General features: G+C 66.0%; 26 protein-coding genes and 1 tRNA gene. 11 read left to right on the top strand and 16 right to left on the bottom strand.

Annotated elements, in window-relative coordinates; all coding sequences use genetic code 11:
- Positions 1 to 71: 71 nt before the first annotated feature.
- Both rplS and trmD read right to left on the bottom strand, forming a co-directional pair.
- Positions 72 to 440 carry a 50S ribosomal protein L19 gene (gene rplS, locus B0I00_RS00845; protein WP_100865482.1) on the bottom strand — a complete coding sequence of 123 codons (369 nt, stop codon included), beginning with the start codon at positions 438 to 440 and terminating at the stop codon, positions 72 to 74.
- Positions 437 to 1,183, bottom strand: a complete 747-nt coding sequence (gene trmD, locus B0I00_RS00840) for a tRNA (guanosine(37)-N1)-methyltransferase TrmD (RefSeq protein WP_100865481.1) — start codon at positions 1,181 to 1,183, stop codon at positions 437 to 439. Before trmD ends, rplS begins: the two co-directional genes overlap by 4 nt.
- An 82-nt stretch (positions 1,184 to 1,265) precedes the next feature.
- Here trmD and B0I00_RS00835 point away from each other — a divergent pair, with 82 nt between their 5' ends.
- Complete coding sequence (locus tag B0I00_RS00835) at positions 1,266 to 2,123, top strand: peptidoglycan recognition protein family protein (protein WP_100865480.1); 858 nt, start codon at positions 1,266 to 1,268, stop codon at positions 2,121 to 2,123.
- Here B0I00_RS00835 and rimM read toward each other — a convergent pair.
- The 5 genes from rimM to B0I00_RS00810 all read right to left on the bottom strand — a co-directional run bounded on the left by rimM (position 2,098) and on the right by B0I00_RS00810 (position 5,189).
- The gene (rimM, locus tag B0I00_RS00830) at positions 2,098 to 2,589 is read right to left on the bottom strand and encodes a ribosome maturation factor RimM (protein WP_100865479.1); all 492 of its coding nucleotides are present in this window, start codon (positions 2,587 to 2,589) and stop codon (positions 2,098 to 2,100) included. The two genes, B0I00_RS00835 and rimM, sit on opposite strands and share 26 nt — an antisense overlap.
- 3 nt (positions 2,590 to 2,592) lie before the next feature.
- Positions 2,593 to 3,114 (bottom strand): 30S ribosomal protein S16, encoded by a 522-nt coding sequence (gene rpsP / locus B0I00_RS00825; protein WP_100865478.1) that lies wholly within the window; start codon positions 3,112 to 3,114, stop codon positions 2,593 to 2,595.
- Positions 3,115 to 3,145: 31 nt separating this feature from the next.
- The gene (gene ffh / locus B0I00_RS00820) at positions 3,146 to 4,597 is read right to left on the bottom strand and encodes a signal recognition particle protein (protein WP_100865477.1); all 1,452 of its coding nucleotides are present in this window, start codon (positions 4,595 to 4,597) and stop codon (positions 3,146 to 3,148) included.
- Between the two features lie 88 nt (positions 4,598 to 4,685).
- Positions 4,686 to 4,761 (bottom strand) — tRNA-Ala (locus B0I00_RS00815).
- 107 nt (positions 4,762 to 4,868) lie between these two features.
- Positions 4,869 to 5,189 (bottom strand): TIGR02300 family protein, encoded by a 321-nt coding sequence (locus B0I00_RS00810; RefSeq protein WP_100865476.1) that lies wholly within the window; start codon positions 5,187 to 5,189, stop codon positions 4,869 to 4,871.
- Between the two features lie 192 nt (positions 5,190 to 5,381).
- Between B0I00_RS00810 and aroA the strand changes: the two genes are divergently transcribed.
- The 8 genes from aroA to B0I00_RS00770 all read left to right on the top strand — a co-directional run bounded on the left by aroA (position 5,382) and on the right by B0I00_RS00770 (position 14,054).
- Positions 5,382 to 6,695: a 3-phosphoshikimate 1-carboxyvinyltransferase gene (aroA, locus tag B0I00_RS00805; protein ID WP_100865475.1), complete on the top strand. Its 1,314-nt coding sequence runs from the start codon at positions 5,382 to 5,384 to the stop codon at positions 6,693 to 6,695.
- Positions 6,692 to 7,312, top strand: a complete 621-nt coding sequence (locus B0I00_RS00800) for a (d)CMP kinase (protein ID WP_100865474.1) — start codon at positions 6,692 to 6,694, stop codon at positions 7,310 to 7,312. Before aroA ends, B0I00_RS00800 begins: the two co-directional genes overlap by 4 nt.
- A 69-nt stretch (positions 7,313 to 7,381) precedes the next feature.
- Complete coding sequence (locus B0I00_RS00795) at positions 7,382 to 8,320, top strand: bifunctional helix-turn-helix transcriptional regulator/GNAT family N-acetyltransferase (protein WP_100865473.1); 939 nt, start codon at positions 7,382 to 7,384, stop codon at positions 8,318 to 8,320.
- A gap of 123 nt (positions 8,321 to 8,443) precedes the next feature.
- Positions 8,444 to 9,127, top strand: a complete 684-nt coding sequence (locus tag B0I00_RS00790) for a helix-turn-helix domain-containing protein (RefSeq protein ID WP_100865472.1) — start codon at positions 8,444 to 8,446, stop codon at positions 9,125 to 9,127.
- 217 nt (positions 9,128 to 9,344) lie between these two features.
- Positions 9,345 to 10,277: a GGDEF domain-containing protein gene (locus tag B0I00_RS00785; RefSeq protein ID WP_100865471.1), complete on the top strand. Its 933-nt coding sequence runs from the start codon at positions 9,345 to 9,347 to the stop codon at positions 10,275 to 10,277.
- A gap of 209 nt (positions 10,278 to 10,486) precedes the next feature.
- Positions 10,487 to 12,193: a 30S ribosomal protein S1 gene (gene rpsA, locus B0I00_RS00780; protein WP_100865470.1), complete on the top strand. Its 1,707-nt coding sequence runs from the start codon at positions 10,487 to 10,489 to the stop codon at positions 12,191 to 12,193.
- A gap of 116 nt (positions 12,194 to 12,309) precedes the next feature.
- Positions 12,310 to 13,068 (top strand): hydroxyacylglutathione hydrolase, encoded by a 759-nt coding sequence (gene gloB, locus B0I00_RS00775; RefSeq protein WP_100865469.1) that lies wholly within the window; start codon positions 12,310 to 12,312, stop codon positions 13,066 to 13,068.
- Between the two features lie 5 nt (positions 13,069 to 13,073).
- Positions 13,074 to 14,054, top strand: a complete 981-nt coding sequence (locus tag B0I00_RS00770) for an NADPH:quinone oxidoreductase family protein (RefSeq protein WP_100866413.1) — start codon at positions 13,074 to 13,076, stop codon at positions 14,052 to 14,054.
- Positions 14,055 to 14,109: 55 nt separating this feature from the next.
- Here the strand turns inward: B0I00_RS00770 and B0I00_RS00765 are convergent, their stop codons facing one another.
- The 8 genes from B0I00_RS00765 to B0I00_RS00730 form a co-directional block, all read right to left on the bottom strand.
- Complete coding sequence (locus tag B0I00_RS00765; RefSeq protein WP_408635189.1) at positions 14,110 to 14,703, bottom strand: F0F1 ATP synthase subunit B family protein; 594 nt, start codon at positions 14,701 to 14,703, stop codon at positions 14,110 to 14,112.
- Positions 14,696 to 15,187 (bottom strand): F0F1 ATP synthase subunit B family protein, encoded by a 492-nt coding sequence (locus tag B0I00_RS00760; RefSeq protein ID WP_100865468.1) that lies wholly within the window; start codon positions 15,185 to 15,187, stop codon positions 14,696 to 14,698. The genes B0I00_RS00765 and B0I00_RS00760 overlap by 8 nt, the downstream gene beginning before the upstream one ends.
- Before the next feature lie 80 nt (positions 15,188 to 15,267).
- On the bottom strand, positions 15,268 to 15,495 hold the full coding sequence (locus B0I00_RS00755) for a F0F1 ATP synthase subunit C (RefSeq protein ID WP_054122335.1): 228 nt from the start codon (positions 15,493 to 15,495) through the stop codon (positions 15,268 to 15,270).
- Between the two features lie 47 nt (positions 15,496 to 15,542).
- Complete coding sequence (locus tag B0I00_RS00750; protein WP_100866411.1) at positions 15,543 to 16,301, bottom strand: F0F1 ATP synthase subunit A; 759 nt, start codon at positions 16,299 to 16,301, stop codon at positions 15,543 to 15,545.
- 66 nt (positions 16,302 to 16,367) lie between these two features.
- Complete coding sequence (locus B0I00_RS00745) at positions 16,368 to 16,685, bottom strand: AtpZ/AtpI family protein (RefSeq protein ID WP_100865467.1); 318 nt, start codon at positions 16,683 to 16,685, stop codon at positions 16,368 to 16,370.
- A gap of 185 nt (positions 16,686 to 16,870) precedes the next feature.
- Positions 16,871 to 17,278 (bottom strand): YdbL family protein, encoded by a 408-nt coding sequence (locus B0I00_RS00740; RefSeq protein WP_100865466.1) that lies wholly within the window; start codon positions 17,276 to 17,278, stop codon positions 16,871 to 16,873.
- Positions 17,279 to 17,294: 16 nt separating this feature from the next.
- Entirely contained in the window at positions 17,295 to 17,522 is a 228-nt protein-coding gene (locus tag B0I00_RS00735) for a YnbE family lipoprotein (protein ID WP_100865465.1), read from the bottom strand.
- A gap of 47 nt (positions 17,523 to 17,569) precedes the next feature.
- The gene (locus B0I00_RS00730; RefSeq protein WP_100865464.1) at positions 17,570 to 20,764 is read right to left on the bottom strand and encodes a YdbH domain-containing protein; all 3,195 of its coding nucleotides are present in this window, start codon (positions 20,762 to 20,764) and stop codon (positions 17,570 to 17,572) included.
- 59 nt (positions 20,765 to 20,823) lie between these two features.
- Here B0I00_RS00730 and radC point away from each other — a divergent pair, with 59 nt between their 5' ends.
- Together radC and B0I00_RS00720 are read left to right on the top strand one after the other, a co-directional pair.
- Positions 20,824 to 21,522 carry a RadC family protein gene (radC, locus tag B0I00_RS00725; protein WP_100866410.1) on the top strand — a complete coding sequence of 233 codons (699 nt, stop codon included), beginning with the start codon at positions 20,824 to 20,826 and terminating at the stop codon, positions 21,520 to 21,522.
- A gap of 1 nt (position 21,523) precedes the next feature.
- Positions 21,524 to 22,222 carry an NRDE family protein gene (locus tag B0I00_RS00720; protein WP_100865463.1) on the top strand — a complete coding sequence of 233 codons (699 nt, stop codon included), beginning with the start codon at positions 21,524 to 21,526 and terminating at the stop codon, positions 22,220 to 22,222.
- 13 nt (positions 22,223 to 22,235) lie between these two features.
- Here B0I00_RS00720 and B0I00_RS00715 read toward each other — a convergent pair whose 3' ends face one another.
- Complete coding sequence (locus B0I00_RS00715) at positions 22,236 to 23,585, bottom strand: glycoside hydrolase family 125 protein (RefSeq protein WP_100865462.1); 1,350 nt, start codon at positions 23,583 to 23,585, stop codon at positions 22,236 to 22,238.
- Positions 23,586 to 23,779 lie beyond the last annotated feature (194 nt).

Genomic DNA, 23,779 nt, shown 5'->3' with positions numbered 1-23,779 from the left:
CCCCGGTCGATGCCGGGACGCCCTTCTTAAATGCTCTTCGGCTTAGCGCCAGAGCCGTTGGTCGATTGACTTCAGGCTTCGGTGCGAACGTCGCGGCGTTCGGCGATGCGGGCGCGCTTGCCGGTACGACCACGCAGGTAGTACAGCTTGGCACGGCGCACCACGCCCTTGCGGACGACGGTGATGCTGTCGATGTTCGGCGAGTAGAGCGGGAACACGCGTTCCACGCCTTCACCGAAGCTCATCTTGCGGACGGTGAAGTTGCTGCCGATGCCCTTGTTCGCACGCGCGATGCAAACGCCTTCGTAGGCCTGCACGCGGCTGCGCTCACCTTCGATGACCTTCACGCCGACGCGAACGGTGTCGCCCGGACGGAACTCGGGAATATCCTTGGAAGCCTTGGCGATTTCCTCGGCTTCGATCTGCTGGATCAGGTTCACTGGTCCAATTCCTTCTTCTTTCGCCGCGCATCAGAGGCAGGCGGGACCCGAGCGCCCTCGTGACGCTCCCAAAGATCCGGCCTGCGTGACCGAGTGTCGATCTCGGACTGTGACTTGCGCCACCCCGCGATCTTCGCATGATCCCCCGATCGCAGCACTTCAGGGATCGTGCGCCCTTCCCACGTGGTGGGTCGGGTATAGTGCGGATACTCGAGGAGGCCGTTCTCGAACGATTCCTCGGTACCGCTTGAAGCGGCGCCCATTACGCCGGGAAGCAGCCGAATGCAAGCGTCCAGCAGCATGATCGCTGCCGGTTCGCCGCCGGACAGGATGATGTCGCCGACGCTGACTTCCTCGACCGCCCTTCCTTCGAAGATGCGCTCGTCAAATCCCTCGAAGCGGCCGCACAGGACGATGGCGCCCGGACCCTGTGCCAGCTCGCGCACGCGGGCCTGCGAAAGAGGCTTGCCGCGCGGGGTCATGGCGATAACGGGGGCTTCGGGATTTCCCAGCCGCGCGTGGTCGATCGCCGCGGCCAGCACATCGACGCGCAGCACCATGCCGGCCCCTCCGCCAGCGGGCGTGTCGTCCACCGTGCGATGCTTGTCGATCGCGAAGTCGCGGATCTGGACGGTCTCGAGGCTCCACTTCCCCTCGGCCTGCGCGCGGCCAGCGAGGCTTACGCCGAGCGGCCCGGGGAACATCTCCGGGTAAAGCGTCAGGACTGTGGCACGGAAGGTCATGGCGACTGGGCCTTTTTCAGATTGGCCGCGCTTCTGCAATCGAAGTCTTGCCAGCGCGCCACCCCTCGCCGACACTCGCGCGATGCGCCGCCTCGCCTTCCTGCTGTCACTGATCGCAAATCCCGCTTCTGCCGAAGAGATCGGCGAGTGCCGCTTCGACCGCGACACGCTGACATTCGCGGGCAGCCCGGTCGAACAGGCGACCTGCCTGCTGCGCAAGATCGGCCTGCTGGCCGAGCGCAGTGCTCAGCCCCTGCCTCCGGTCTTTGCCCGGATCCTCGCCGATGGCAGCACGCCGACCGCAGCGATGAAGGAGGCGGCGTTGGCCGCCTTCCCCCGGCCCTACCAGGACTATGCGCGGACCTGGGCCGATGCGCCGTTGTCCAAAACCGAGGCGGGTCTGCCCGCGCTCTACTTCGTGATCCACGACACCAGCACGCCGTTCTACGAAAACGAGCCCTTCCCAAGGCACCTCGATACCGACTGGACCGTCAACAGTTTCACGCCCTACATGGACGGGACTTTCGCGCGCGAGCCGGTGGCCCACATCTTCCTGTCTCGTTACGGCCAGATCTGGGCCGGGCACGAATTTCAGGAAGGCTGGCGCGCCACCAAGCTTGAAAGCCGCGTCGTCGGCCCTGCCGCGCGCGGCCGGTTCGTGCACATCGAGACGGTCCAGCCGCGCCGCTTCATCCAAGGCTATTCCGATCGCGGCCACACCCACGGGCCGAAGCCGGGATTTTCAGACGCCCAGTACCGTCAGCTTGCCGCTCTATATGTCTACACCAGCGCGCGGGCCGGACGCTGGCTGATCCCCGCGCAGCACAACACGGTCGACGCAGGAATTCCTGACGCGCACGACGATCCGCAGAATTTCGACTTGACGATGTTTGCCAACGAGGTGGATTCGCTGGTCAATCCGTCGCGTAAGCAGCCGTAATCACGATCTTTTCAGCGCTCCACTCGGGGACCGCTGCAGCGTTCATCGGGACCATGAAGGTCTTGCCGGTCGGCCGCCGTACTTCCAGCACGTCGCCAGCGCCAAAGTTCTCGACCGCGATGCAGGCGCCGAGGTCTTCGCCCTCTGTTGAAACAACCGGAAGGCCGATCAGGTCGGCGTGGTAATATTCGCCCGCTCCGAGCGCGGGCAGCAGGGCGCGCGGCACCGTTAGCGCCGTGCCGCGCAGAGCCTCGGCCGCCGTGCGGTCCTTTACCTCGGCAAAGCGGGCGATGGCGCCGCCCTTGCCGTCGTCCTTCAGCTTTTCCACCGTCAGACTGGAATTGTTGAAGGCGCGGAATCGCTTCAGCGACGCCACGCCTTCACCGAACAGCTTCAAACGGACCTCGCCCGTCACGCCATGCGCACCGATGACGGCGGCCAGGGTGACGGGAGATGCGCCGGACAAGGCTTAACCCTCGGCCGGTTCCTGCGAGCTTTCGCCCGAAACGTCGCCAGCTTCGTCGCCGGCATCGCTGTTGGGGGTCGCTTCGTTGGCTTCGGCAGCAGCTTCCTCGGCCGGAGCTTCGTCCGCAGCCGGGGCAGCGGCGGCTTCGGCTGCAGCCGCTTCGGCTTCCTTCGCGGCTTCTTCCGCTTCACGGGCCTTTTCGGCCTTTTCCTCGGCGCGGTCCTTGGCCTTCTTGCCCGGCTCGGCCTTCTGCGGGTTCACGGTGGCGGCGCGTTCCTTGATCCCGGCCTTGTCGAGCATGCGGGCGACGCGGTCGGTCGGCTGCGCGCCGACGCCCAGCCAGTAGCGGACACGGTCTTCGACCAGGCGGACGCGACTTTCGTCATCCTTGGCGAGCAGCGGGTTGTAGGTGCCGACCTGTTCGAGGTACTTGCCGTCGCGCGGGGCGCGGCTGTTGGCGACGACGACCTTGTAATAGGGGCGCTTCTTGGAACCGCCGCGCGAAAGACGAAGAGAAACAGACATTTGAACTACCTTTCTAACTAATCACGAAAACTTATTTCTTGAGCAGGTCGTTGAGGTTCGACGGCAGGCCGCCTCCTCCCAGACCCGGCAGGCCGGCATTGGCGCCCGGACCGCCCAGCCCCGGCATGGCGGCACCGAGGCCACCCTTGCCGAACAGCGCGCCGAGCCCCTTGAGGCCGCCCATTTTCTTGATCTGCTTCATCGCCCGCTCCATTTCCTGGTGCATCTTGAGAAGCTTGTTGACGTCCTGGACCTGGACGCCCGACCCATTGGCTATGCGGATCTTGCGCTTGGCGTTGAGCAGGTCCGGCTTGGTCCGCTCCTTGGGCGTCATCGACCCGATGATCGCGTCCATGCGCAGCAGGACCTTGTCGTCCATACCCGACTGCTGCATCGCCGCCTTGGCTTTCTTCATGCCTGGCATCATGCCGGCCAACGCGCCGAGACCGCCCATCTTCTGCATCTGGCGCAGCTGCTGGCGAAGGTCGTTCATGTCGAACTGACCCTTGGCCATGCGTTCGGCCATGCGCTCGGCATCTTCCTGCTCGATCGCGGCGGCGGCCTTCTCGACGATCGAGACGACGTCGCCCATGCCGAGGATGCGGCTGGCAACGCGACCGGGATGGAACGGCTCGATCGCGTCCATCTTTTCGCCGATCCCGGCAAATTTGATCGGCTTTCCGGTGACCGCGCGCATCGACAGCGCCGCGCCGCCACGGGCATCGCCATCCATGCGGGTCAGGATGACGCCGGTCAGGTCGACCTGGCCGGCAAAGCTCTGCGCGACATTGACCGCGTCCTGGCCGGTGAGCGAGTCGACCACCAGCAGCGTTTCGCGCGGCTTCGAGATGGCAGCGACAGCCTTCATCTCGTCCATCAGGCCCTGGTCGACGTGGAGGCGGCCCGCGGTGTCGAGCAGCAGCACGTCGATAGCCTGCAGCTTGGCCGATTGCAGCGCTCGGGTGGCGATATCGACCGGGAGCTGGCCTTCGACGATCGGCAGCGTCGAGACGCTGACCTGCTCGCCCAGCACGCGAAGCTGCTCCTGCGCGCCCGGACGGTTGACGTCGAGCGAGGCCATCAGGACTTTCTTGCCCTGCTTTTCCTTCAGCAGCTTGGCCAGCTTGGCCGTGCTGGTGGTCTTGCCCGAACCCTGCAGGCCGACCATCATGATGACGACCGGCGGCGCGGCGTTGAGGTCGAGGCTGGGGGTTTCTTCCCCGCCGAGCATCTCGACCAGCGCGTCGTTGACGATCTTGACGACCTGCTGGCCCGGCGTGACCGAGCGAAGCACCGCGTGGCCAACCGCCGCTTCGGTCACCGAATCGATGAAACGGCGGACCACCGGCAGGGCGACATCGGCTTCGAGCAGGGCAATGCGCACTTCGCGCATCGCGTCACGAACGTCCTGCTCCTTCAGCGCACCGCGCCCGCGCAGGCGATCGAAAACGCCGCCAAGCCGGTCTGAAAGAGTGTCGAACATTCAGCACAAACTCCGAAACGCGAAAAAAGCCGGTGGGCGAAACCTCGCCGACCAGCTTGCCGCTCAGATACTCAAACTCACGAACGAATGGTGGAGCCTAGCGGGATCGAACCGCTGACCTCCTGCATGCCATGCAGGCGCTCTCCCAGCTGAGCTAAGGCCCCGTAACCATTCATCCGGCGTGCCCTGGGAGGCGCGCCAAACCCGACCTTCGCCGGGAAGGCCGCCCCTCTAGTGGCGGCCATTCCCCTTGGCAAGGGTAATTTTGAACTTAGTTGTCGTCGCCGTTATCGTCGCCATCGATGCCGACGCCAAGGTCGTCGTCGCCGCCCAGGTCAACGTCGTTGTCGGGCGAATCGCCGTCCTCGTCGATGTCGAGATCGCTGTCGGCCAGATCGGTATCCTCGACCGTCTCGACCTTTTCCTTCTGGATTTCCTCATAGGGAATCGGCTGCTTCGACTTGAGCACCGGTTCCGGATGCCAGGCGTAGCCGCATTCGATGCAAGTGACCGGATCGTCCTTGCCCAGATCGTAAAAGCGGGTGCCGCACTTCGGGCAGCCGTGCTTGGCGCCCCATTCAGCCTTGACCATGAATATTCCTCAACTGCGCCATCGCAGGCAGCGATGGCGGAAAACCGGTAAATACGTATTGGGAGGCCGCTGTGCCAGTCCCAGCGCGGGCGCGCCTTGCCATAGGCTGCGCCCGCTGTCAAAAGCCGCGCGCATTTCTTGGCAATTCCCAGCGAAAGCCCTTCCTCTGTGACGTCCCACGATCCTTCCGCCATGCGCCCGCGTCGCTTCTTTCCGGCCGGCGCGCTGAAGGGCACGATCCGCGTTCCCGGCGACAAGTCGATCAGCCACCGCTCGATCATGCTTGGCGCCCTCGCCGTCGGCGAAACCCGCGTTACCGGGCTGCTCGAAGGCGAGGACGTGCTGGCCACCGCCGCCGCAATGCGGGCCATGGGCGCGCAAGCCGAGCGTGTTGGCGACGGCGAATGGTCAGTCCACGGGGTCGGAGTCGGCACGCTGCTCCAGCCGCAGGCCCCGCTTGACATGGGCAATTCGGGAACCTCGACCCGGCTCCTCATGGGGATCGTCGCCAGCCATCCGATCAGCGCGACCTTCGTCGGCGACGCCAGCCTGTCGAACCGACCGATGGGCCGGGTCATCGATCCGCTAAGCCAGATGGGCGCGGCTTTCGAGGCCAGCGAGGGCGGCCGCCTGCCGCTGACGGTGCGCGGCGCCTATCCCGCCGTGCCGATCGAATATCGCCTGCCGGTGGCGAGCGCTCAGGTCAAGAGCGCGGTCCTGCTCGCCGGGCTCAACACCCCGGGCGTGACGACGGTGATCGAACCGGTCCCGACGCGCGACCATTCCGAGCGTATGCTGCGCGGTTTCGGCGCGGAGCTGACGGTCGAAGAGCTGGGCGGCGAGCGCGTGATCCGCATCCGCGGCGAGGCTGAGCTCAAGCCGCAGACGATCGAGGTGCCGGGCGATCCGTCCTCCGCCGCCTTCTTTATCGTCGCTGGACTGATCGTCCCAGGCAGCGAACTGACCATCCAGAATGTCGGCCTAAACCCAACCCGCGCCGGGATCGTCGAGATACTGCGCAAGATGGGCGGGCAGATCGAAGAGGTAAACCGCCGCGAAGTCGGCGGCGAGCCGGTAGCGGATCTCGTTGTCCGGCATTCGGACCTGCAGGGAATCGCTGTCGATCCCGCCGTGGCGCCGAGCATGATCGACGAATTTCCCGCGCTGTTCGTGGCCGCATCGCTGGCAAAGGGGCGCACGGTCACTTCGGGTCTCGATGAACTGCGCGTCAAGGAAAGCGACCGCCTGTCAGCCATGGCCGCCGCCCTCGCTGCCGCCGGCGCGCGCGTGAGCGAGACCGAGGACGGCCTGATCATAGACGGCACCGGCGGGGAACCGCTGGCCGGAACGCAGGCTGCGGTAACCACGCATCTCGATCACCGCATCGCCATGTCCATGGCCATTGCCGGCCTTGCCAGTCGCGCCGGGGTGGAGGTCGACGATACCCGTCCGATCGCTACCAGCTTTCCGGTGTTCGAAGCGCTGCTCGACGGACTGGCAGCGTGATTATAGCCGTCGACGGGCCGACCGCGTCGGGCAAGGGTACGATCGCCAGGGCGCTGGCCGCCCATTTCGGCTTGCCGCATCTCGACACCGGGCTGCTCTACCGCGCGGTCGGGCGCCAGTGCTCGCTCAACCACGGCAACGCTGACGACCCGCAGGATGCACTGCTCGCTTGCGACTTTCCGGACAGCCTGTTGCGCGATCCCGAACTGCGCAGCGAGCGCAGCGGCGGCCTGGCCAGCCGCGTGTCGGTCCACCCCGCGGTGCGGCAGGCGCTGTTCGACCGCCAGCGCACCTTTGCTCTCCAGCCGGGCGGCGCCGTGCTTGACGGGCGCGACATCGGCACGGTCATCGCACCTGAGGCCGATGTGAAGCTGTTCGTTGTGGCCAGCGTCCCGGCCCGGGCCGAGCGCCGCTTTCGCGAGATGCAGGAACAGGGCCGCGCAGTATCCCTCGCGGAAATCGCCGCCGACCTCGAAGCGCGCGACGCGCGCGACCGGTCCCGCGCCGAGGCACCGCTGGTCGCAGCGGCGGACGCCGTGATGCTCGACACCTCGGACCTGGATCGCGAAGCAGCGATCGCCTTTGCGATCCGCATCGCCGACACACTGCGGCACTAGGCCATGCTCTGGTCTTGACAGCGACGCACAAAAACATACCGTGTTATATATCGCGGTATGGAGATTTGTATGACTGACGTGGTATCGCAGATGGGTATCGCCTTCCTCGGCACCCGCCTCAAACGGCTGGGCGAGCGAATGCAGGCCGGCGCGGCCGCGGTCATTGCCGATGCCGGATTGCCTATCCAGCCCGGGCACATGGGCGTGCTGGCCGCCTTGCGCGATGGCCCGCTGCCGGTCGGACAGCTTGCCGATCGGCTTGGCACGAGCCAGCCGGGCGTCACGCGCACGGTGGGACAGTTGGTCAAGCTCGGCATGGTGGAAGCGACAGCAGGCGCAGACCTGCGCGAACGCCGCATCGCGCTGACACCATCGGGCAAGGCCGCCGCCAGGCGCGCGGAAAACGATATCTGGCCGCGCGTCGGGCGCGCGGCTGAAAGCCTGTTCGCACACGGCGAGGCAGAGGCTTTCCTAGCCCAACTCGACCGTCTCGAAGCGGGGCTTGCGAAGGCAACGATAGCCGCGCGGGCTGCTCCGCGCCTCAGTCTGGTCGAATACGACGACAGCCTGGCGCGCGACTTTCACGACATCAACGCCGAATGGATCGAGGCGATGTTCCGGCTCGAACAGACCGACCGCGAGGTGCTGGAAAACCCGCGCGAGCGAATCATCGAGCCGGGCGGAGCGATCCTGTTCGTCGCCGCAGAAGGGCTTGGCATCGTCGGCGCCTGCGCCTTGCAAAAGACCGGCGCTTCTGGCTTCGAATTGACCAAGATGGGCGTTCGCGAGACCGCTCGCGGACTCAAGGCGGGAGAGTTCCTGCTCGACGCCGTGATCGACCGCGCCGGCTCGATGGGAGCCGACCCACTTTACCTCCTGACCAACCGCAAGTGCGCGGCGGCAATCCACCTTTACGAGAAGCTGGGCTTTGCGCACGACGCCGGCATCATGGCCGCCTATGGCACGCGGTACGAGCGCTGCGACGTCGCCATGCGGTATCGCGGTTAGGCAACCGGCAGAACGGCCCGACACGCCAGCAACGTCGTTCGTCGCACGGACGCCGCAACTTCAACCCATCCTTAACTACACCACGGCGACGAGGACCGGGTCTTACCCAGGAGCCCGTTTCCCATGGCCGTTGCCGCCCGTTTCGAATTCCCCGACAATCCCGCCGACCAGGCTCGTGCCCGGCGCCGCCGCCTGCTGCTCGAAACCGCGGGCGAAACTGCGGCGGGCGATGCCGTCCCGGTCATCGTCCACAATGTGTCGGTCTCCGGCATGTTGCTCGAAACGCCGCTCGGCCTCGCGCCCAATGAATCGATCGAGGTCGACCTGCCCGAAGCTGGCGTGCAACAGGCACGGATAGTGTGGAGCGACGGCGCCTTTCACGGCTGCCGCTTCGAATCGCCGATCAGCGAAGGGACTGTCAGTGCGATCGAATTGCGCGCCCTGGCCCCGGCAGGGGATTCGTCGGCCCCGGCCCCGGGCCTCGCCGCCGCATCCGCTTTCGAGGACGAGGAAACCTTCGCCTCGCGCCTGCTCCGCTTGCGCAAGGCCAAGAGGCTGACCCTGGCGGCGATCGCGGCGGAACTGGGCGTCAGCAAGCCGACAGTCTGGGCCTGGGAACAAGGCCGTGCCAAACCGACCGCCGGGCACATGTCGGCTCTGGCTCGCACCCTTGGCATCGATCAGGCAGATCTCGCCGGCACCACCGGCAGTGCGCATCTTCGCGCGGTGATCGCCCAGGCTCGCCAGCAGATCGCCGAAGTGATGCAAATCGACATCAGTAAGGTGCGAATCCTGCTCGAACTCTGACCCTCGGCTCGTCGCCTCCACAAAACGCTTTGCCGAATCACGAATCGTAGTTAACACATTGAAACTACGACGTTTTTTTAGTCCAGTTAACTGAACTGACTAACCAGACGCAACGGGTGAAGGGGCAACGACACTGCGCCGTGGCGACCTTGTCCCGCAGCCGTCCGCACAGGGGGCGCGGCTGCGGGATTGTCGTCCGGCGACCGGGGGCAAGACGATGGGACTGGAGTTCACGCTGCACGAGCGCTCGGCGCTCTACGGTATGCTTGCGGACAATGTCGACGACGTGATCGTGAAAAGCGACGCGCGCGGCTTCATACTTTCGGCCTCGCCGGCCCTCGCCTGCTTCGGGGTCGAACTGCCCGCCATGCTGTTCGGACCGCATATCCGCGATCTGGTCGCTCCGGCCCACGCCGCCTCGCTTGAGGCCGAGCACGGCGAAGTGCTGGCCGGGCGCGGCCAGTCCGGCTGGCAGGAATACCGCGGCGCTGAAGGCGGCTGGTTCGAAATACGAATGAGCGCGCTGCGTGACGAGCGCGGGCGGCCCTACGGCGTCCTCGCGATGATGCGCAGCGTGACCGAACGCAAGCTGCTCGAAGACCGCCTGTTCACCGCCGAATTGACCGATCCGCTGACCCGGCTGACCAACCGGGTCGCCTTCACCGCCATGCTCGACTACCTGGTCGAAGGCGACGCCGAAGGCTGCGTTGCGCTGTTCGACCTCGATCACTTCATGACGCTCAACATGGCATACGGCCACGCCGCGGGCGACGACCTGTTGCGCGCCTTTGCCGACCTTCTCGGCAGCTTGACCCGAAGCGACGACATCCTCTCGCGCGTGGGCGGCGAACGCTTTGCCGTGCTGATGCCGCAGATCGATCCGGTCAGCGCCCGCGACCTGTGCGAGCCGATCATCGAGACGCTGGCCGCGCTTGGCCGCGGCGCGCGCGATTGCGCGGTTACTGCCAGTTGCGGCGTGACGCCGCTTGCCGCTTCGGTCGACCAGACGATCAAGCGGGCCGAACTGGCCCTGTTCATGGCCAAGGCCAAGGGCCGGTCACGCGTCGAGATCGATCACGGCGGGGACGACCGCTCTGCGGCCCGGCCAGATCGGGCCGCGCTGTCGGCCTTGGTCCGGCACATCTCGTGAAGACCGCGCAAAGCCGCTATTTCCTTGCATTCGGGTCCCCATTGGCATAGGGGCCGCGCGTCCCGCGTGCGGGGCGCTGCGAACGGCATCCGGCCGGCGCGGCAGAGCGGCCCTTTTGGCCCGCAACCGGGATGGTCCCGGCGGCGGAGGAAAGACCGGCGGAACCAACCGCCTGGCCGGAAACATCGATACCGAGGAAACTCAACCCTATGGCATCCACTGCCAACCCCACCCGCGACGATTTCGCGGCTCTCCTTGACGAATCGCTCGGCGGCGCCGCCGACGGTGGCTTCGAAGGCCGCGTGGTCAAGGGCACCATCACTGCCATCGAAAACGACAAGGCCGTGATCGACGTAGGCCTGAAGAGCGAAGGGCGCGTCGCGCTTAAGGAATTCGCCATGGCCGGACAGCCCCACGGGCTCAAGGTCGGTGATGAAGTCGAAGTCTTCGTCGACCGCGTCGAGAACGCCGATGGCGAAGCCATGCTCAGCCGCGACCGCGCCCGCCGCGAAGCCGCCTGGGACAAGCTGGAAAGCGAATTCGGCGAAGGCAAGCGCGTCGACGGCGTGATCTTCGGCCGCGTCAAGGGCGGCTTCACCGTCGACCTCGACGGCGCCGTGGCCTTCCTGCCCGGCTCGCAGGTCGATATCCGCCCGGTTCGCGACGTGCAGCCGCTGATGGACATCCCGCAGCCGTTCCAGATCCTCAAGATGGATCGCCGCCGCGGCAACATCGTCGTCTCGCGCCGCGCCGTGCTGGAAGAAACCCGCGCCGAACAGCGCTCGGGCCTGATCCAGAACCTGGTCGAAGGCCAGATCATCGACGGCGTCGTCAAGAACATCACCGACTACGGTGCGTTCGTCGACCTGGGCGGCATCGACGGCCTGCTCCACGTCACCGACATGAGCTACAAGCGCGTCAATCACCCGAACGAGGTCATCAACATCGGTGACACCGTCAAGGTCCAGATCATCCGCATCAACCAGGACACCCAGCGCATCAGCCTGGGCATGAAGCAGCTGGAATCGGATCCGTGGGAAGGCGTTGCCGCCAAGTACCCGGTCGGCGCCAAGCTGCGCGGCACCGTCACCAACATCACCGAATACGGTGCGTTCGTGGAACTGGAAGCCGGCATCGAAGGCCTGGTCCACGTGTCGGAAATGTCCTGGACCAAGAAGAACGTCCACCCCGGCAAGATCGTTTCGACCAGCCAGGAAGTCGACGTCATGGTGCTGGAAGTCGACAGCGACAAGCGCCGCATCAGCCTCGGCCTCAAGCAGGCCCAGCAGAATCCCTGGGAAGCTTTCGCCGAGAAGCACCCGGTCGGTTCGACCGTGGAAGGCGAAGTCAAGAACGCGACCGAGTTCGGCCTGTTCATCGGCCTCGACGGCGACGTCGACGGCATGGTCCACATGTCGGACATCGCCTGGGGCATCTCGGGCGAGGACGCGCTGGCGCTCCACCGCAAGGGCGAGCAGGTCTCGGCCGTCGTGCTCGACGTCGATGTCGAGAAGGAACGCATCAGCCTCGGCATGAAGCAGCTTGAAAAGGGCGCTCCGGCGGCCGGCGTCGCGACGTCGTCCTCGGGCCTCAAGAAGAACGACGTCGTCACCGTCACCGTGCTCGAAGTGCGCGACGGCGGCCTCGAAGTTCAGGCCGGCGACGATGGCGCCACCGGCTTCATCAAGCGCAGCGACCTTGGCCGCGACCGCGACGAACAGCGCCCCGACCGCTTCCAGGTCGGCCAGAAGCTGGACGCCATGGTCACCGGTTTCGATCGCTCGAAGAAGCCCAACTTCTCGGTCAAGGCGCGCCAGCTGCACGAGGAAAAGGAAGCCGTGGAACAGTACGGTTCGTCGGATGCCGGCGCTTCGCTGGGCGACATCCTCGGCGCCGCGCTGAAGGCGAAGCAGTAAGCTTCACCCTCGCCGCTAGGCTGACAGCAAAAGGCCCGTCCGGAGAAATCCGGGCGGGCTTTTGCTTTGCATGTCGCCGGCAAAGCAGGTCTAATGCGGGCCAGGAGAGCCCAGCCATGCTTGAGATACACCAGTTTCCCTGCCTTTCGGACAATTACGGCTATCTGGTCCACGATCCGGAAAGCGGCGAAACGGCGGCTATCGATACGCCCGACGGCGAGGAATACCTGCGCCAGGCGGCCGCCAAGGACTGGCAGATCACCCAGATCTGGAATACCCACTGGCACCCCGATCACGCCGGCGGCAACGCCGCGATAAAGTCCGCGACCGATTGCCTGGTCGTCGGTCCGGCCGAGGTCGAGAAGCTTGGCACCGCGCCCGATCGCGTGGTGGCCCATGGCGACATCGTCATGCTGGGCGAATGGGACGCGGCGGTGATCGACGTCGGCGGGCACACGACAGGGCATATCGCCTACCACCTGCCCGATGCGGAGATTGCCTTTGTCGGCGATTCGGTCTTCGCGCTGGGCTGCGGTCGGATGTTCGAAGGGACGCCGGACCAGTTCTGGGCGAGCCTGAGTCGAATCAAGGCCTTGCCGCCGGCGACCCTGCTCTATTGCGCGCATGAATACACCGCATCGAACGCGCGCTTTGCCCTGCACGCCGATCCGGACAACGCCGAGCTTGCGCACTATGTCGAACGGGTGACGCGCTGCCGCGCCGAGGGGCGGCCGACCGTGCCGACCACGCTTTCGCGCGAGCTGTGCACAAACCCGTTCCTGCGTGCCGACGACCCCGCCATGCAGCAGCGCTGGGGGGGCGGAGACGCGGTCGCAACCTTTGCCGCCCTGCGAGCCGCCAAGGACAGTTTTTGATCGCGATGCTGGCTCTCGTCGTCCAGTCGCTGTCGTCCGATCTTTCCGGTGTCGATCTGATCGAAGTGACCAGACCCGAGCGCAAGCCGGGACAGGTACTGGTGAAGGTCCGCGCGGTCTCGCTCAACTTTCCCGACCTTTTGATGACCAGGGGCGAATACCAGCTGAAGCCCGCCCTCCCCTTTGTCGCCGGGCTAGAGTTTGCCGGTGACGTCGCCGATGCCGATGCCGATGGCCCGTTCCGCGTCGGCGATGCGGTATTCGGCGGGCAGAAGACCGGGGCCTTTGCACAATACGCGGTAGTGGACGCGGCTGCGCTGCGCTCCGTTCCCGGCGGCATGGACCACGCCACCGCCGCGTCGCTCGGCGCCGCCTACAGCACGGCCTATACCGGGCTGGTGGAACTCGGCGGGCTTGAGGCCGGGCAATGGGTACTGGTTCACGGCGCGACCGGCGGGGTCGGCCTTGCCGCATGCGATCTGGCCAAGGCGCTCGGCGCCAAGGTAATCGCCACGACCGGAAGCGAGGGCAAGATCGCCGCACTCAAGGCGGCGTGCAATCCCGACGCCGTGATCGTGGCCGACGGCCGCTTCCGCGACGCGGTCAGCGGCATTACCGGCGGAAGGCTGTGCGACCTCGTCTATGATCCTGTCGGCGGCGACATCTTCGACGAAAGCACCCGCTGTGTGGCTTTCGGCGGCAAGCTGCTGGTCATTGGTTTCGCCGGAGGCCGGATTGCCGACATCTCGACCAATATCCCGCTGATCAAGGGATTCTCGGTGGTGGGCGTGCGCGCGGGCGAATATGCAAGGCGCTTCCCGGATCGCGGGGCGCGGATCCGCGATGCCTGGCTGGGCCTTGCCGCGCAAGGCAAGCTTCATCCGCACATCGATCGCGTGCTGCCGCTATCGCGCTGGCGCGAGGCTTACGAGGCGATGGCGCACCGAGAAATCGTAGGGAAGATCGTGTTGGAGCCTGGGGCCTGAAACGGAAAAGGGCGGCTCGTTGGCCGCCCTTCCCTCTCCAACCTTTGAACGCGCTTTAGATGCTCGCGATTGCCTGGTCAACCAGCGACGTGTCGGCATCGGCGCCATGCTTTTCGGCAATCAGCTTGCGCGCGGCAGCGGTCGCGGCAGCTGCGGCCTTGGCGCGCAATTCGTCGACGGCACCGCGTTCGGCAGCGCTGATCTTGTCTTCGGCCATCTTTTCGCGGCGGGCGACGAGCGCGGTGGTGTCAGCTTCGGCCTTGGCGATGATCGCGTCCGCTTCGTGGCGGGCGTGGTCGATCATGGCTGCTGCGTCCTTTTCGGCACCAGCGATCTTGTCGGCGTATTCCTTGCGCAGCGCTTCGGCTTCGGCGCGCAGCGCCTTGGCCTCGTCCAGCTGCTTGCGGATCTGGGCGATCGAGTTGTCGAGGCCCGATGTGATGAGGCTTGGCACCTTCTTCACGATCATCACGATCAGCAGCGTGAGCATGGCCAGCGCCACCCACATGCCGGGCGTGATGCCAAAGGCTGCGGGTTCGGCGTGGTGCACTTCCTTGGTGCCTTCGGCCAGGGTCATTGCCGTGTCGGCGTGTTCGAGCTTGGCTTCTTCGGCCGCATTGACCGCTTCGGGCGCATGGGGACTAGCCATGGAAAGCCTCCTTCACAGCCGCATTAGCGGCCTTCGCGTCGACCGACAGGCCGGCCACGCGCTGAGCGATGGCGGCGGCCGCTTCGCTGGCAACGGTCTCGATCTCGCCAAGCGCACCGTCGCGGGCGGCAGCAATGCGCGCGTCGGCTTCGGCCAGGCGGCCATCGACCACGGTAGCGGCCGCAGCCAGGCGCTTTTCGCTTGCAGCCGCCGCGTCGGCCTTGGCCTTGGCAATGACTGCCTGGGCTTCGGCGCGGCGCGCGTTGTCGGCGGTGCGCCATGCCTCTTCCTCGGCATCGGCGGCAGCCCGCGCGGCGTCAGCCGCGGCAAGATCGTCCGCGATCTGCTTGTCGCGCGCTTCAACGGTAGCCATCACCTTGGGCACCATGCCCCGGCCGATGACGAAGTAGATGAAGCCGAAGAAAGCCAGCATCCAGAAGATCTGGCTGGCATAGGTCGCGGCAAGCTGCGAGATTTGAGGCATCGGGGTTTCCGGTCGGTTCGGGCCGCCCCCGCCATCAAAGGCAGGGGCGTGCCAAATCGGTAATCAGTCTTCGTTCGCGCTCAGGCGACGAAGATCAGGATCATCGCGACGACGAACGAGAGCAGGCCCAGAAGTTCGGCGGCAGCGAAGCCGATGAACAGGCGGCCCTGCTGGCCGTCGGCGGCGCCGGGGTTGCGCAGCGCGCTTTCCAGGAACGAACCGAAGACGTTACCCACGCCGATGGCGGCCATGCCGGCGCCGATGGCAGCGAGACCAGCACCGATCAGCTTGGCGCTTGCAGGTTCCATGTCAAAAACTCCTCTTTTTCGTAAATTTCGGTTGGATCAAAACGGACTTAGTGAAGGTTCTCGGCGTCGTTCAGGTACAGCGACGTGAGCAGCGCGAAGACGTAGGCCTGGATGCCGGCAACCAGCAGTTCCAGCGCGCAGATGGCGATCATCAGCAGGAAGCTGGGCAGGCCGACGACCGTGCCCCACAGCGCGCCCGAATTGGCGCTGTCGATCACGAAGGACGACAGCACTTCGAGAAGCACGTGGCCGGCCATCATCGCCACGAACAGTCGCAGCGCGAGGCTGAACGGACGGACCAGGAACGAGATAAGCTCGATGATCGGGATCAGCCACAGCAGCCACCAGGGGGTGCCATGCGGAACGAACAGCGAGAAGAAGTGAAGGCCGTGACGCGCGAAGCCGACGATCAGCACGATCGCGAACGACATGATCGCGAGTACGCCCGTAACCGTGAAATGGCTGGTGGGCGTGAACGGGTGAACGCCGACCAGCATGAGGGGCAACAGGCCCAGCAGGTTGGCGAACAGGATGAACATGAACAGCGAGAAGATGTAGGGCACATACTTCTTGCCGGCCGGGCCGATGTTGGCAGCCAGAAGGTTGTCGATGAATCCCGTGAAGCCTTCGACCGCCATCTGCCAGCGGCCGGGCACCAGCTCGCGCTTCATGCCGCCGACCACGAACAGCAGCAGCACGGCCGTGGTCAGCGCCATCCACAGCGCGGAATTGGTGAAGGGTATGGAATAACCCGCAATTGACCAGTGATCGGTGCCGAACAACGGCTCGATCGTGAACTGGTGCATCGGATCGACTTTGCCCTGTTCGGCTGCCACGCGACGTGCCTCTTCACTCGGTTCGATGCCGGCGCCCTACTTGGGCGGCTGCGACATCCGGATAATGTTCCTGAAGGTGACGATGATCCCGAGGGCCATCACCACCAGCAGACCCCAGGGCGACGTTCCGGCAAAACGGTCGATGACCCAGCCGATGAACGCTCCGCCCCCGATGCCCCCCAGCAATTCCGCCAAGACCCTGTTGCCGGCGCTGTAATTGGCGTCGGCTTCCACGGTTCCTTGCGGCTTGGTGCGGTCTTCCTCGCGCTCTTTGGCGGCTGCAAGCCGCGCTTCGAGCGCGTCGATTCGCGCGTCTTCGCCGATGGGGTCTCGGGCTGGCTGCTCGTCGTTCATGCCTGGCTCCTAATACGAGAGACGGGCACGGGCAACGGCGGCCCGCCTAAGGCGCCGCCCCCTTAGCAGGCAGAGGATTCGAGTCAACCGCCCTGAAAGGCGAATTGCTGCGCCGCAAAACGCGAAGACCCCTCCGCGCGGTCGGCGCGAAGGGGCCTGTTTATCAACCGATTTCCGTGCGCCACTTAGGGGCAGCGGCTGTCACGGTTGGGCGCGCCGGCGCCACGGGTCTGCCACGAACCGTCCGGCGCCTGGTATTTTTCCCCGGGAGTGGTGCGGGCTATGGCAAGGCAGCCAGCGGTGAAGGCGTATTCCTCGACCGTGGCGTTGTTGGCCTGGGCCTTCTGGGCGTAGACCGCCTTGCGCTTGATGTTGATGTCCTCGACGACGCTGCGCAGCGCCGCGCTTGGCGGGGTCGGAAAGCCGAGATATCCGTCCAGCTTCTCGCCCACCTGGCCCGAGGCACGGGCCGCGGCATAGACCGGATCGCGGCCTTCGGCCGACGCGCTGGTCCCCGCGGACAACATGGCAAGCGCCAAGGCGCCGGCGCCCAGCGTCAGCAACGTGCTTGTCTTGAAATTGCGGGCCTTCATCGGTTCATGCTCCAAATCAGAAAATGTCCTGGTTCTGATCTATCGTGTTCCCGGCATCGGCCGCGAGACGGTAGATCACTTCCTGCTTTATGTTGATGTTGAGCTCTATCACGATCGGCTTGTCGGGAGCATTAACGGAAACGCACCCTCCCGCTGCGAGCGAGCCGCCCATCAACACGGCCAGAAACGCCCCACGCTGCAATCGCCACGCCTTACCGCCGATCTGTGCTTCCAACCCTTGCATGGGCTGGATTCTCGCAGTGCCTGCGCACTTGGTCAATCGGCTGGTCGTCATGGCTTGGTCCTGGTGTCTGATGGCTGAACGAGCGGATCTTCGGCTGGTGCCGGATTGGTGACGGAGGCGCTGACCGGCTTGCCGTCCTTGTCGATCAGGCCCAATTCGCGCGGGTCGCGCAGGGCCTTGGTATCGTAGAGCGAACGGAACGTACCGATCAGCTTCTGGAACGGCGCGCGCACGTTGACGTTGAACTGGATCGGCAGGTTGGCGAAGCGCTGGGTGATGAAATTGCGCCTGGCACCCGTCCCTTGCGTCACTCCGTCGAAGCGCACGCGGGTGACGATGTCCCCTTCCAGCTCGCCGTCCATGGCAATGGTCATCTGCTTGTAGTCGAGCGAGCGCAGCGCCTGGAATGCGAAATTGGCCATCGCGCCAAGGTTCTTGTAGGTCAGTTCTCCGACATAGCTGACATTGCCGCCGGGCGGGCGCGAGACAAGCTTGCCGCCCTCGATCCGGCCGCCGTTCTCATCGAACACCAGCGGCAGGGTGCCGTCGAACTTCCCGCTCGCCGAGATGTTGGCAAGGTTCATCCGCTCGACGAAACGCCCCGCCTCGATCCCGATCACTTCGAGCGTGAAGCGCCGCATTTCCGATCTGCCCAACTGTAGCCCTGTCGGCCTCAGTCTCAGCTCGCCGTCGAGGAACGGCCAGGTCGCTCCGTTGACCTGGAGGTGCAGGCCTTCTTCTAGCTGGAACGACAGTTCTCCGTCGGTCGCTTCGATCCCGGGATTGATCGAGGCGAAGCGCAGCGTCTGGTTGCGCGCGGTGCGCAGGCCCAGCAGATCGTCGAAATAGAGCGTGCCCGTTGCGCCCTTGACCGGACCGAAGGCCGCCGCGAAATCGAGGCTGTCGGTGTGGAAGCGGCCAGTGCTGGTCACCGCGCCGCGCTGCCAGTCGATCCGGCCCTTGCCATCTACCGTGCCGTTCGCGTTGGCGATCACGCCGAGCGCCAAGCGGGTCAGTGTCGTCGGCTGCATCTGCCGGTCGAAGACCAGGCCGGGCACGTCGAGATCGGCAAAGCCACGCTCGCTGTCGAGATCGTGGACGATGTGCGCGGTCACGACGTGGCGGTCGCTACGCGGTTCGCGCAACACCGCATCGGCGGTGAAGGTCGTGGACTTGAGCGTCAGCGAGGCATCGCGCGCGACAAGCGGGCGGAAGCGGGCATCTGCCAGCCGGTCTTCGAGACGCAGCGACACGCCCGATAGCGCCATGTCCTTGCCCACCCAGCGCCAGCGACCTCCCGCGTCGAACACGTCGAGCGGGACGTTGGCGAGCTTGAAATCGGTGCCTGCAAAGGTGCCGCTGCTGACCGCGCCCATGGTTCCGCGCAGCGTCCGTACGTTGAGCAGCGTTGCCTCGTTCACCGGGCCGAGTTCGATAACCAGGTTGTTGGCCGCAACCGCGCCGGGCCAGGCGAAGCCGAACGCGCCGCTGCGCATCCGCAAAGGCGTCGATCCGAGCTTGCCGCTGAGGTTGAGTGAAGAGGTCCCCACGGCAAAGCGGGTGCCGGCGCGGTCGCTGCGCAGGATCGCGCCGCCGCCGCCCGGACACAGAACCAGAGAGCGGCGATCGAGCGAAATCGAGCCGACCGCGATCCGGTCGAAGGCCACCGGCGTGCAGCGCCGCCAGACCGACAGGCCGCGCGCCGAGGACCAGGTGCCATCGATCGGCAATAGCAGGTTCTGCGCGATCCCGCCCGGAAGCCGCCCGGTCACCTGCGCGCGGCCGGCAAAGCCCAGTTCGCCCCCGGGCCGCTGGACCAGCGCGAGTTCGGGCAGCGCCAGCCGCGTATCGCCGGCGCGGTATTCGGCCATGCGGAACCGGCCGAGAGTGGTGCCGCCGGCCTGCGCCTCGATCCGCCCCTCGATCCGCGGCAAGCCCTCCCCGCCGGTGACGAAATTGCCGACGAACTGCGGCGTGGCCTTGCCGATCGCGGTGAGCTGAAAGCGCGACAACGCGAGGATGTCGGCCCCGCTTGTCCCGCGCAGCGCGGCGCGCGGCACGACCAGACTGGTGACGTTGCCGCCTTTGCGGAACACATAGGTGCCGGTGAGCGAGCTGGCGCGCCCTTCGCGCAGCAGCGCCGCCCGGATTTGGCTGGCGAGAGGTGCGACAAGGGTGTCGCGGCCCGCGAGGGCAGCGTCGGCCAAAGCCTTGTCGAAGACCTGCGATGGGCGAACAGCCTCTCCGCTGATTGCGCCATCCGCCTCGATCGTGGCAAAGCGGTCGCGCGTGCGGACCACGCCTTCAAGGCCCAGGGCGCCCGCCGCGCCATAGGTTGAGCGCAGGTCTTTCGCCGCGAGGTCATAGCTGGCGGTCACGTCGCCGCCAGCATAGGTGAAGTCACCCTTGGCGGTGCTCGCAGCCATGGCCGCGCCGGCCATGGCCAATCCCTGCACCGAAGCGTCGTAGGTGCCGGCGAAGCGATCGAACTTTTCGGTGGTCTCGGCCGTAAGCTGCAGGGCGGCGCTGCGAATGGCAAGCCCCTGGGCCGGGCAATCGAGCTTGCCGAAGCGCAACGGACCGGCGAATCCCGGCTTTGCGGCCATGACCTTGACCGCACCGAAGGCACTTGCCCCGGTTGCCTTGCACGAACCGAACGCCAGTTCGGGAGCCACCGCCGCGATCATGCCATTGAAACCGCCGCGCAGGTTGCCGGCCCCTTCGGCCTTCACGCCGATCACGCCCATGTCGGTTTCGAGCCGCGCGCGACCGTCGACGAGCGTGAGGTTGAGGTCGGGCAACCCTCCCTCCCCGCCGGTATCGCGGAACAACACCTTGTCGAGCGTCCCGAAACTGATCTTCGCGTCGCGCAAGGTGCCGTAGAGCCGCGGGCGGATCAGGGTGACGGTCTCGATCGTCGGCGTGCCGAAGCGCGGCGTGATCTGCACGATCGCGCGTTCCACCGTAAGGTCGGGGCGGCGCGGATCGCCGATGACGATATCGGTCAGGACCTGATGGCGCGTGCTGATCGATTCGATCTTGTAGGTTGCCGGCAGACCCAGATCGCCGAGCTGTCCGGCGATGATGCGGTTGGCGATGCCGTAGCGCTGCCACCAGACCACGCCGATCGTCACCAGGCCGAGCACGGCGGTGATCATCAAGGCAAGCGCCAAGCACGACCGTTTGCGCCGCGCAGGGACCACTTCGATCTGGTCGGCGGTATCGCCAGCGGCCTCGGTCATCGCCCCCACCCTTGCGCGCCGCGCGCGCGAAAGGCAAGGAAGTCACGAACCGGCAGGGGATGGAAGTGACTGACAAGCCACGCGAAGCGCATGACGGCACCGGGCATCGCGCCCGCCTGCGACAGCGCTTGCTGGACGGCGGCGATGGCGCGCTGGCCGATCATGAAATGATCGAATACCTCCTGATGACCGCCATCCCCCGGCGGGACATGAAACCCCTTTCCAAAAGCCTTCTCAACCGCTTCGGTTCCCTCGCCGGGGTGTTCAATGCCGATGCCCAGGCGCTGGCCAACCACCCCGGCATGGGCGAGACGAGCGCCGCGGCGATCAAGATTGTTACCCTCGCCGCGCGCCGGCTGGCGCGCACCGGGGTGCAGGAACAGCCGGTACTGGGATCGTGGCAGACGCTGATCGACTACCTGACCATCGACATGGCGCACCTGACCCACGAGCGGGTCCGCATTCTTTACCTCGATGTGCGCAACCGCCTGATTCTCGATCATCTGCTGACCGACGGGAGCATCGACGAAGCCGCCATCCATCCGCGCGAGGTGGTGAAGAAGGCGCTGGACCTAGGCGCAAGCGCGCTGATCCTGGTGCACAACCACCCCTCCGGCTCGCCCGAGCCCAGCCGCGCCGACATTCAGGTGACCAACCGCATTGCCGAGGCCGGGCGGCTGCTTGGCATCGTGGTCCACGATCACGTGATCATCGGCAAGGAAGGCCACGTCAGCCTCAAGGCCAAGGGGCTGATCTGACATGTGCGTCGCCGCCATCGCCTGGGCCGCAGACCCGCGCTGGAAAGTGGTCGCCATCGGCAACCGCGACGAGTTTCACGCACGGCCTACCGCGCCGCTCGCCGCCTGGGACGACGCGCCGCTCGTGGCGGGGCGCGATCTTCAGGCCGGGGGGACATGGCTGGGGGTCAGCGCGGGGCGGTTCGGGCTGGTCACCAACCTGCGTGTACCGGGCTATCCGCGGGCCGAGCTTTCCTCGCGCGGCGCGCTGGTCAGCGATTGGCTCCGCGGCCGCGAGCCGGGCGGGATCGAAGGCATGAACCCGTTCAACCTGTGGCTGGCCGAACGCGATTCGCTGCGCTTCGTCACCAATCATCCCGCAGCGCAGACGGTATCCCTTTCGACCGGCATTCATGGCCTCTCCAACGGGGCGCGGGGCGATCGCTGGTTCAAGATCGCGCGACTTGAAGCCGCGCTTGAGGACTGGCTGGCGTCAGACGCTGCGCCGGAAGCGCTGTTCGCCGCGCTGGCCGACCCGACCCCGCAGTCGGCCGATCCCGAGGATGCGTTCTCATCCGTCTTCATCCGCAACGAGACATATGGAACGCGCTGTTCGACCGTGGTGCTGGTCGACGCCGATGGACGCGGAACGATCGTCGAGCGGCGCTTCGACGCGCTGGGCCGCGAAACCGGCGAAACCAGCCTGCCCTTCACCTGGTGACGTGCGACCCTGACTAGCCGTACCGCGTCGCCAGCAGATGCGGGCGCTCGTTCGCCACCTTGACAACCAGTTCGCCGAACAGCCCGTTGACCCAGGCGAACCAGCTGCGGGTGAACTTCGCCGGATCGTCCTTGTCGAAGGCCTCGTGCATGAAGCCGGTTGCGGCATGGCTGCCGCGCAGGGTGGCAAGACTTGCCTCGATCACGCCATCGTCGACGCTCGACAAGGCGCGCACGATTATGCTCATCGGCCAGATCTGCCCTTCCCCGATGTGCGGTCCGCCAATTCCTTCCGCGGCCTTGCCGGAAAAGAACCAGGGGTTGTCGGCGCTCCACACCGCCTGCGCGGTTGTTCGCCACAGGGCGTAGTCCGCCGGCAGGCAGCGAAGGTAGGCAAGCCCCAGCAAGGAGGGGACATTGGCATCGTCCATGAACAGGTGGTTGCCGTATCCGTCGGTTTCGTAGGCGAAGACCTGGCGGCCGTCGGGCATCAGCATCGTCCCGTGAGCCATGACCGCGGCTTCGACTTCTGCGGCAAGGGTCAGCGCATCGGCCGACAGCGCAGCGTCGGCAAGCACCGCGCCGGCAAGGCTCGCCAGTTCGCGCAAGGTGGCCACGGCGAAGAGGTTGCCCGGTATGTTGAAGGGATAGGTGCAGGCATCGTCCGAGGGGCGGAAGGCGGAATGGATCATCCCGACCTTGCGCGTCGGCACACCGATCCCGGCCAGGGTCGTCTCGGTGGGCTGGGTCGACTGGCGCTGGAAGCGATAAGGCCCCGGCCCATCCTTGCGCTGCTGTTCGCGAAATGTCGCGACGATGGTTCGTGCGGCATCGGCCCAGGTTGCATCGAACGGCTCGACATCGCCGGTTGCCCGCCAGTAATCGTGCGCCAGCCGCAGGACATAGCACAGCGAATCGACCTCCCATTTGCGTTCGGCGACACCCGGCTTCATCGCCGTCTGGTCGCCCCGCGACCAGGCCAGCGCCGTCGTGTCGGCCGGATCGTGGGTGAAGGCGTTGGCATAGGGGTCGAGCAGCACGCAGCGCGCGTGCCGGCGGATCAGCCCGCGATAGAGCGCAGTCAGGGCCGCGTCGCCACGCGCCAGATGCAGATAGGGCCGCAGCTGCGCAGCCGAATCGCGCAGCCACAGCGCGGGAATGTCGCCCGTTATGACGAAGGCATCGTCCTTGCCGTCGACTGTGCCGAGAAGAACCGTGGTGTCGAGGGTGTTGGGATAGCAGTTCGAAAACAGCCAGCGCAGCTCCGGATCGGCAATCAGCGCGGATACCCTCTCGATTTCGCGCTCAACCGCAGGGCTGGCGAAGCGGCGCGCGGCGACGGCGGGGCGATTCGACGGGGGCATGGCGGTCTCCTGCGCGGATCCGGTGCGCGGCCACAGGGCAAGCCCGGCTGCGCCGGCAAGGAACGATCGACGGGTAGGTGAAGCTGGTCCCACGCCCGGTCCTCGTGGCCCTCCAGCCCCAGCGGCGCAACCATTCTTTCGCGCCTCGCGCGTGCAGTCCCCTTGCCATTATCCGCCCCGGTCCCTAGCGGCGG

The sequence above is a fragment of the Novosphingobium kunmingense genome, from assembly GCF_002813245.1.
Taxonomy (GTDB): domain Bacteria; phylum Pseudomonadota; class Alphaproteobacteria; order Sphingomonadales; family Sphingomonadaceae; genus Novosphingobium; species Novosphingobium kunmingense.
Note: the sequence above shows the minus strand (reverse complement) of the source record. Positions and strands in the feature narration are given on the sequence as shown.

What these genes read in the sequence shown, in the direction of transcription:
- trmD (WP_100865481.1), bottom strand. Translation starts at nt 1,183, where the DNA reads ATGACCTTCCGTGCCACAGTCCTGACGCTTTACCCGGAGATGTTCCCC.
- B0I00_RS00835 (WP_100865480.1), top strand. Translation starts at nt 1,266, where the DNA reads ATGCGCCGCCTCGCCTTCCTGCTGTCACTGATCGCAAATCCCGCTTCT.
- rpsP (WP_100865478.1), bottom strand. Translation starts at nt 3,114, where the DNA reads ATGTCTGTTTCTCTTCGTCTTTCGCGCGGCGGTTCCAAGAAGCGCCCC.
- ffh (WP_100865477.1), bottom strand. Translation starts at nt 4,597, where the DNA reads ATGTTCGACACTCTTTCAGACCGGCTTGGCGGCGTTTTCGATCGCCTG.
- B0I00_RS00810 (WP_100865476.1), bottom strand. Translation starts at nt 5,189, where the DNA reads ATGGTCAAGGCTGAATGGGGCGCCAAGCACGGCTGCCCGAAGTGCGGC.
- aroA (WP_100865475.1), top strand. Translation starts at nt 5,382, where the DNA reads ATGCGCCCGCGTCGCTTCTTTCCGGCCGGCGCGCTGAAGGGCACGATC.
- B0I00_RS00795 (WP_100865473.1), top strand. Translation starts at nt 7,382, where the DNA reads ATGACTGACGTGGTATCGCAGATGGGTATCGCCTTCCTCGGCACCCGC.
- B0I00_RS00790 (WP_100865472.1), top strand. Translation starts at nt 8,444, where the DNA reads ATGGCCGTTGCCGCCCGTTTCGAATTCCCCGACAATCCCGCCGACCAG.
- B0I00_RS00785 (WP_100865471.1), top strand. Translation starts at nt 9,345, where the DNA reads ATGGGACTGGAGTTCACGCTGCACGAGCGCTCGGCGCTCTACGGTATG.
- rpsA (WP_100865470.1), top strand. Translation starts at nt 10,487, where the DNA reads ATGGCATCCACTGCCAACCCCACCCGCGACGATTTCGCGGCTCTCCTT.
- gloB (WP_100865469.1), top strand. Translation starts at nt 12,310, where the DNA reads ATGCTTGAGATACACCAGTTTCCCTGCCTTTCGGACAATTACGGCTAT.
- B0I00_RS00770 (WP_100866413.1), top strand. Translation starts at nt 13,074, where the DNA reads ATGCTGGCTCTCGTCGTCCAGTCGCTGTCGTCCGATCTTTCCGGTGTC.
- B0I00_RS00765 (WP_408635189.1), bottom strand. Translation starts at nt 14,703, where the DNA reads ATGGCTAGTCCCCATGCGCCCGAAGCGGTCAATGCGGCCGAAGAAGCC.
- B0I00_RS00760 (WP_100865468.1), bottom strand. Translation starts at nt 15,187, where the DNA reads ATGCCTCAAATCTCGCAGCTTGCCGCGACCTATGCCAGCCAGATCTTC.
- B0I00_RS00755 (WP_054122335.1), bottom strand. Translation starts at nt 15,495, where the DNA reads ATGGAACCTGCAAGCGCCAAGCTGATCGGTGCTGGTCTCGCTGCCATC.
- B0I00_RS00750 (WP_100866411.1), bottom strand. Translation starts at nt 16,301, where the DNA reads ATGCACCAGTTCACGATCGAGCCGTTGTTCGGCACCGATCACTGGTCA.
- B0I00_RS00745 (WP_100865467.1), bottom strand. Translation starts at nt 16,685, where the DNA reads ATGAACGACGAGCAGCCAGCCCGAGACCCCATCGGCGAAGACGCGCGA.
- B0I00_RS00740 (WP_100865466.1), bottom strand. Translation starts at nt 17,278, where the DNA reads ATGAAGGCCCGCAATTTCAAGACAAGCACGTTGCTGACGCTGGGCGCC.
- B0I00_RS00735 (WP_100865465.1), bottom strand. Translation starts at nt 17,522, where the DNA reads ATGCAAGGGTTGGAAGCACAGATCGGCGGTAAGGCGTGGCGATTGCAG.
- B0I00_RS00730 (WP_100865464.1), bottom strand. Translation starts at nt 20,764, where the DNA reads ATGACCGAGGCCGCTGGCGATACCGCCGACCAGATCGAAGTGGTCCCT.
- radC (WP_100866410.1), top strand. Translation starts at nt 20,824, where the DNA reads ATGGAAGTGACTGACAAGCCACGCGAAGCGCATGACGGCACCGGGCAT.
- B0I00_RS00720 (WP_100865463.1), top strand. Translation starts at nt 21,524, where the DNA reads ATGTGCGTCGCCGCCATCGCCTGGGCCGCAGACCCGCGCTGGAAAGTG.
- B0I00_RS00715 (WP_100865462.1), bottom strand. Translation starts at nt 23,585, where the DNA reads ATGCCCCCGTCGAATCGCCCCGCCGTCGCCGCGCGCCGCTTCGCCAGC.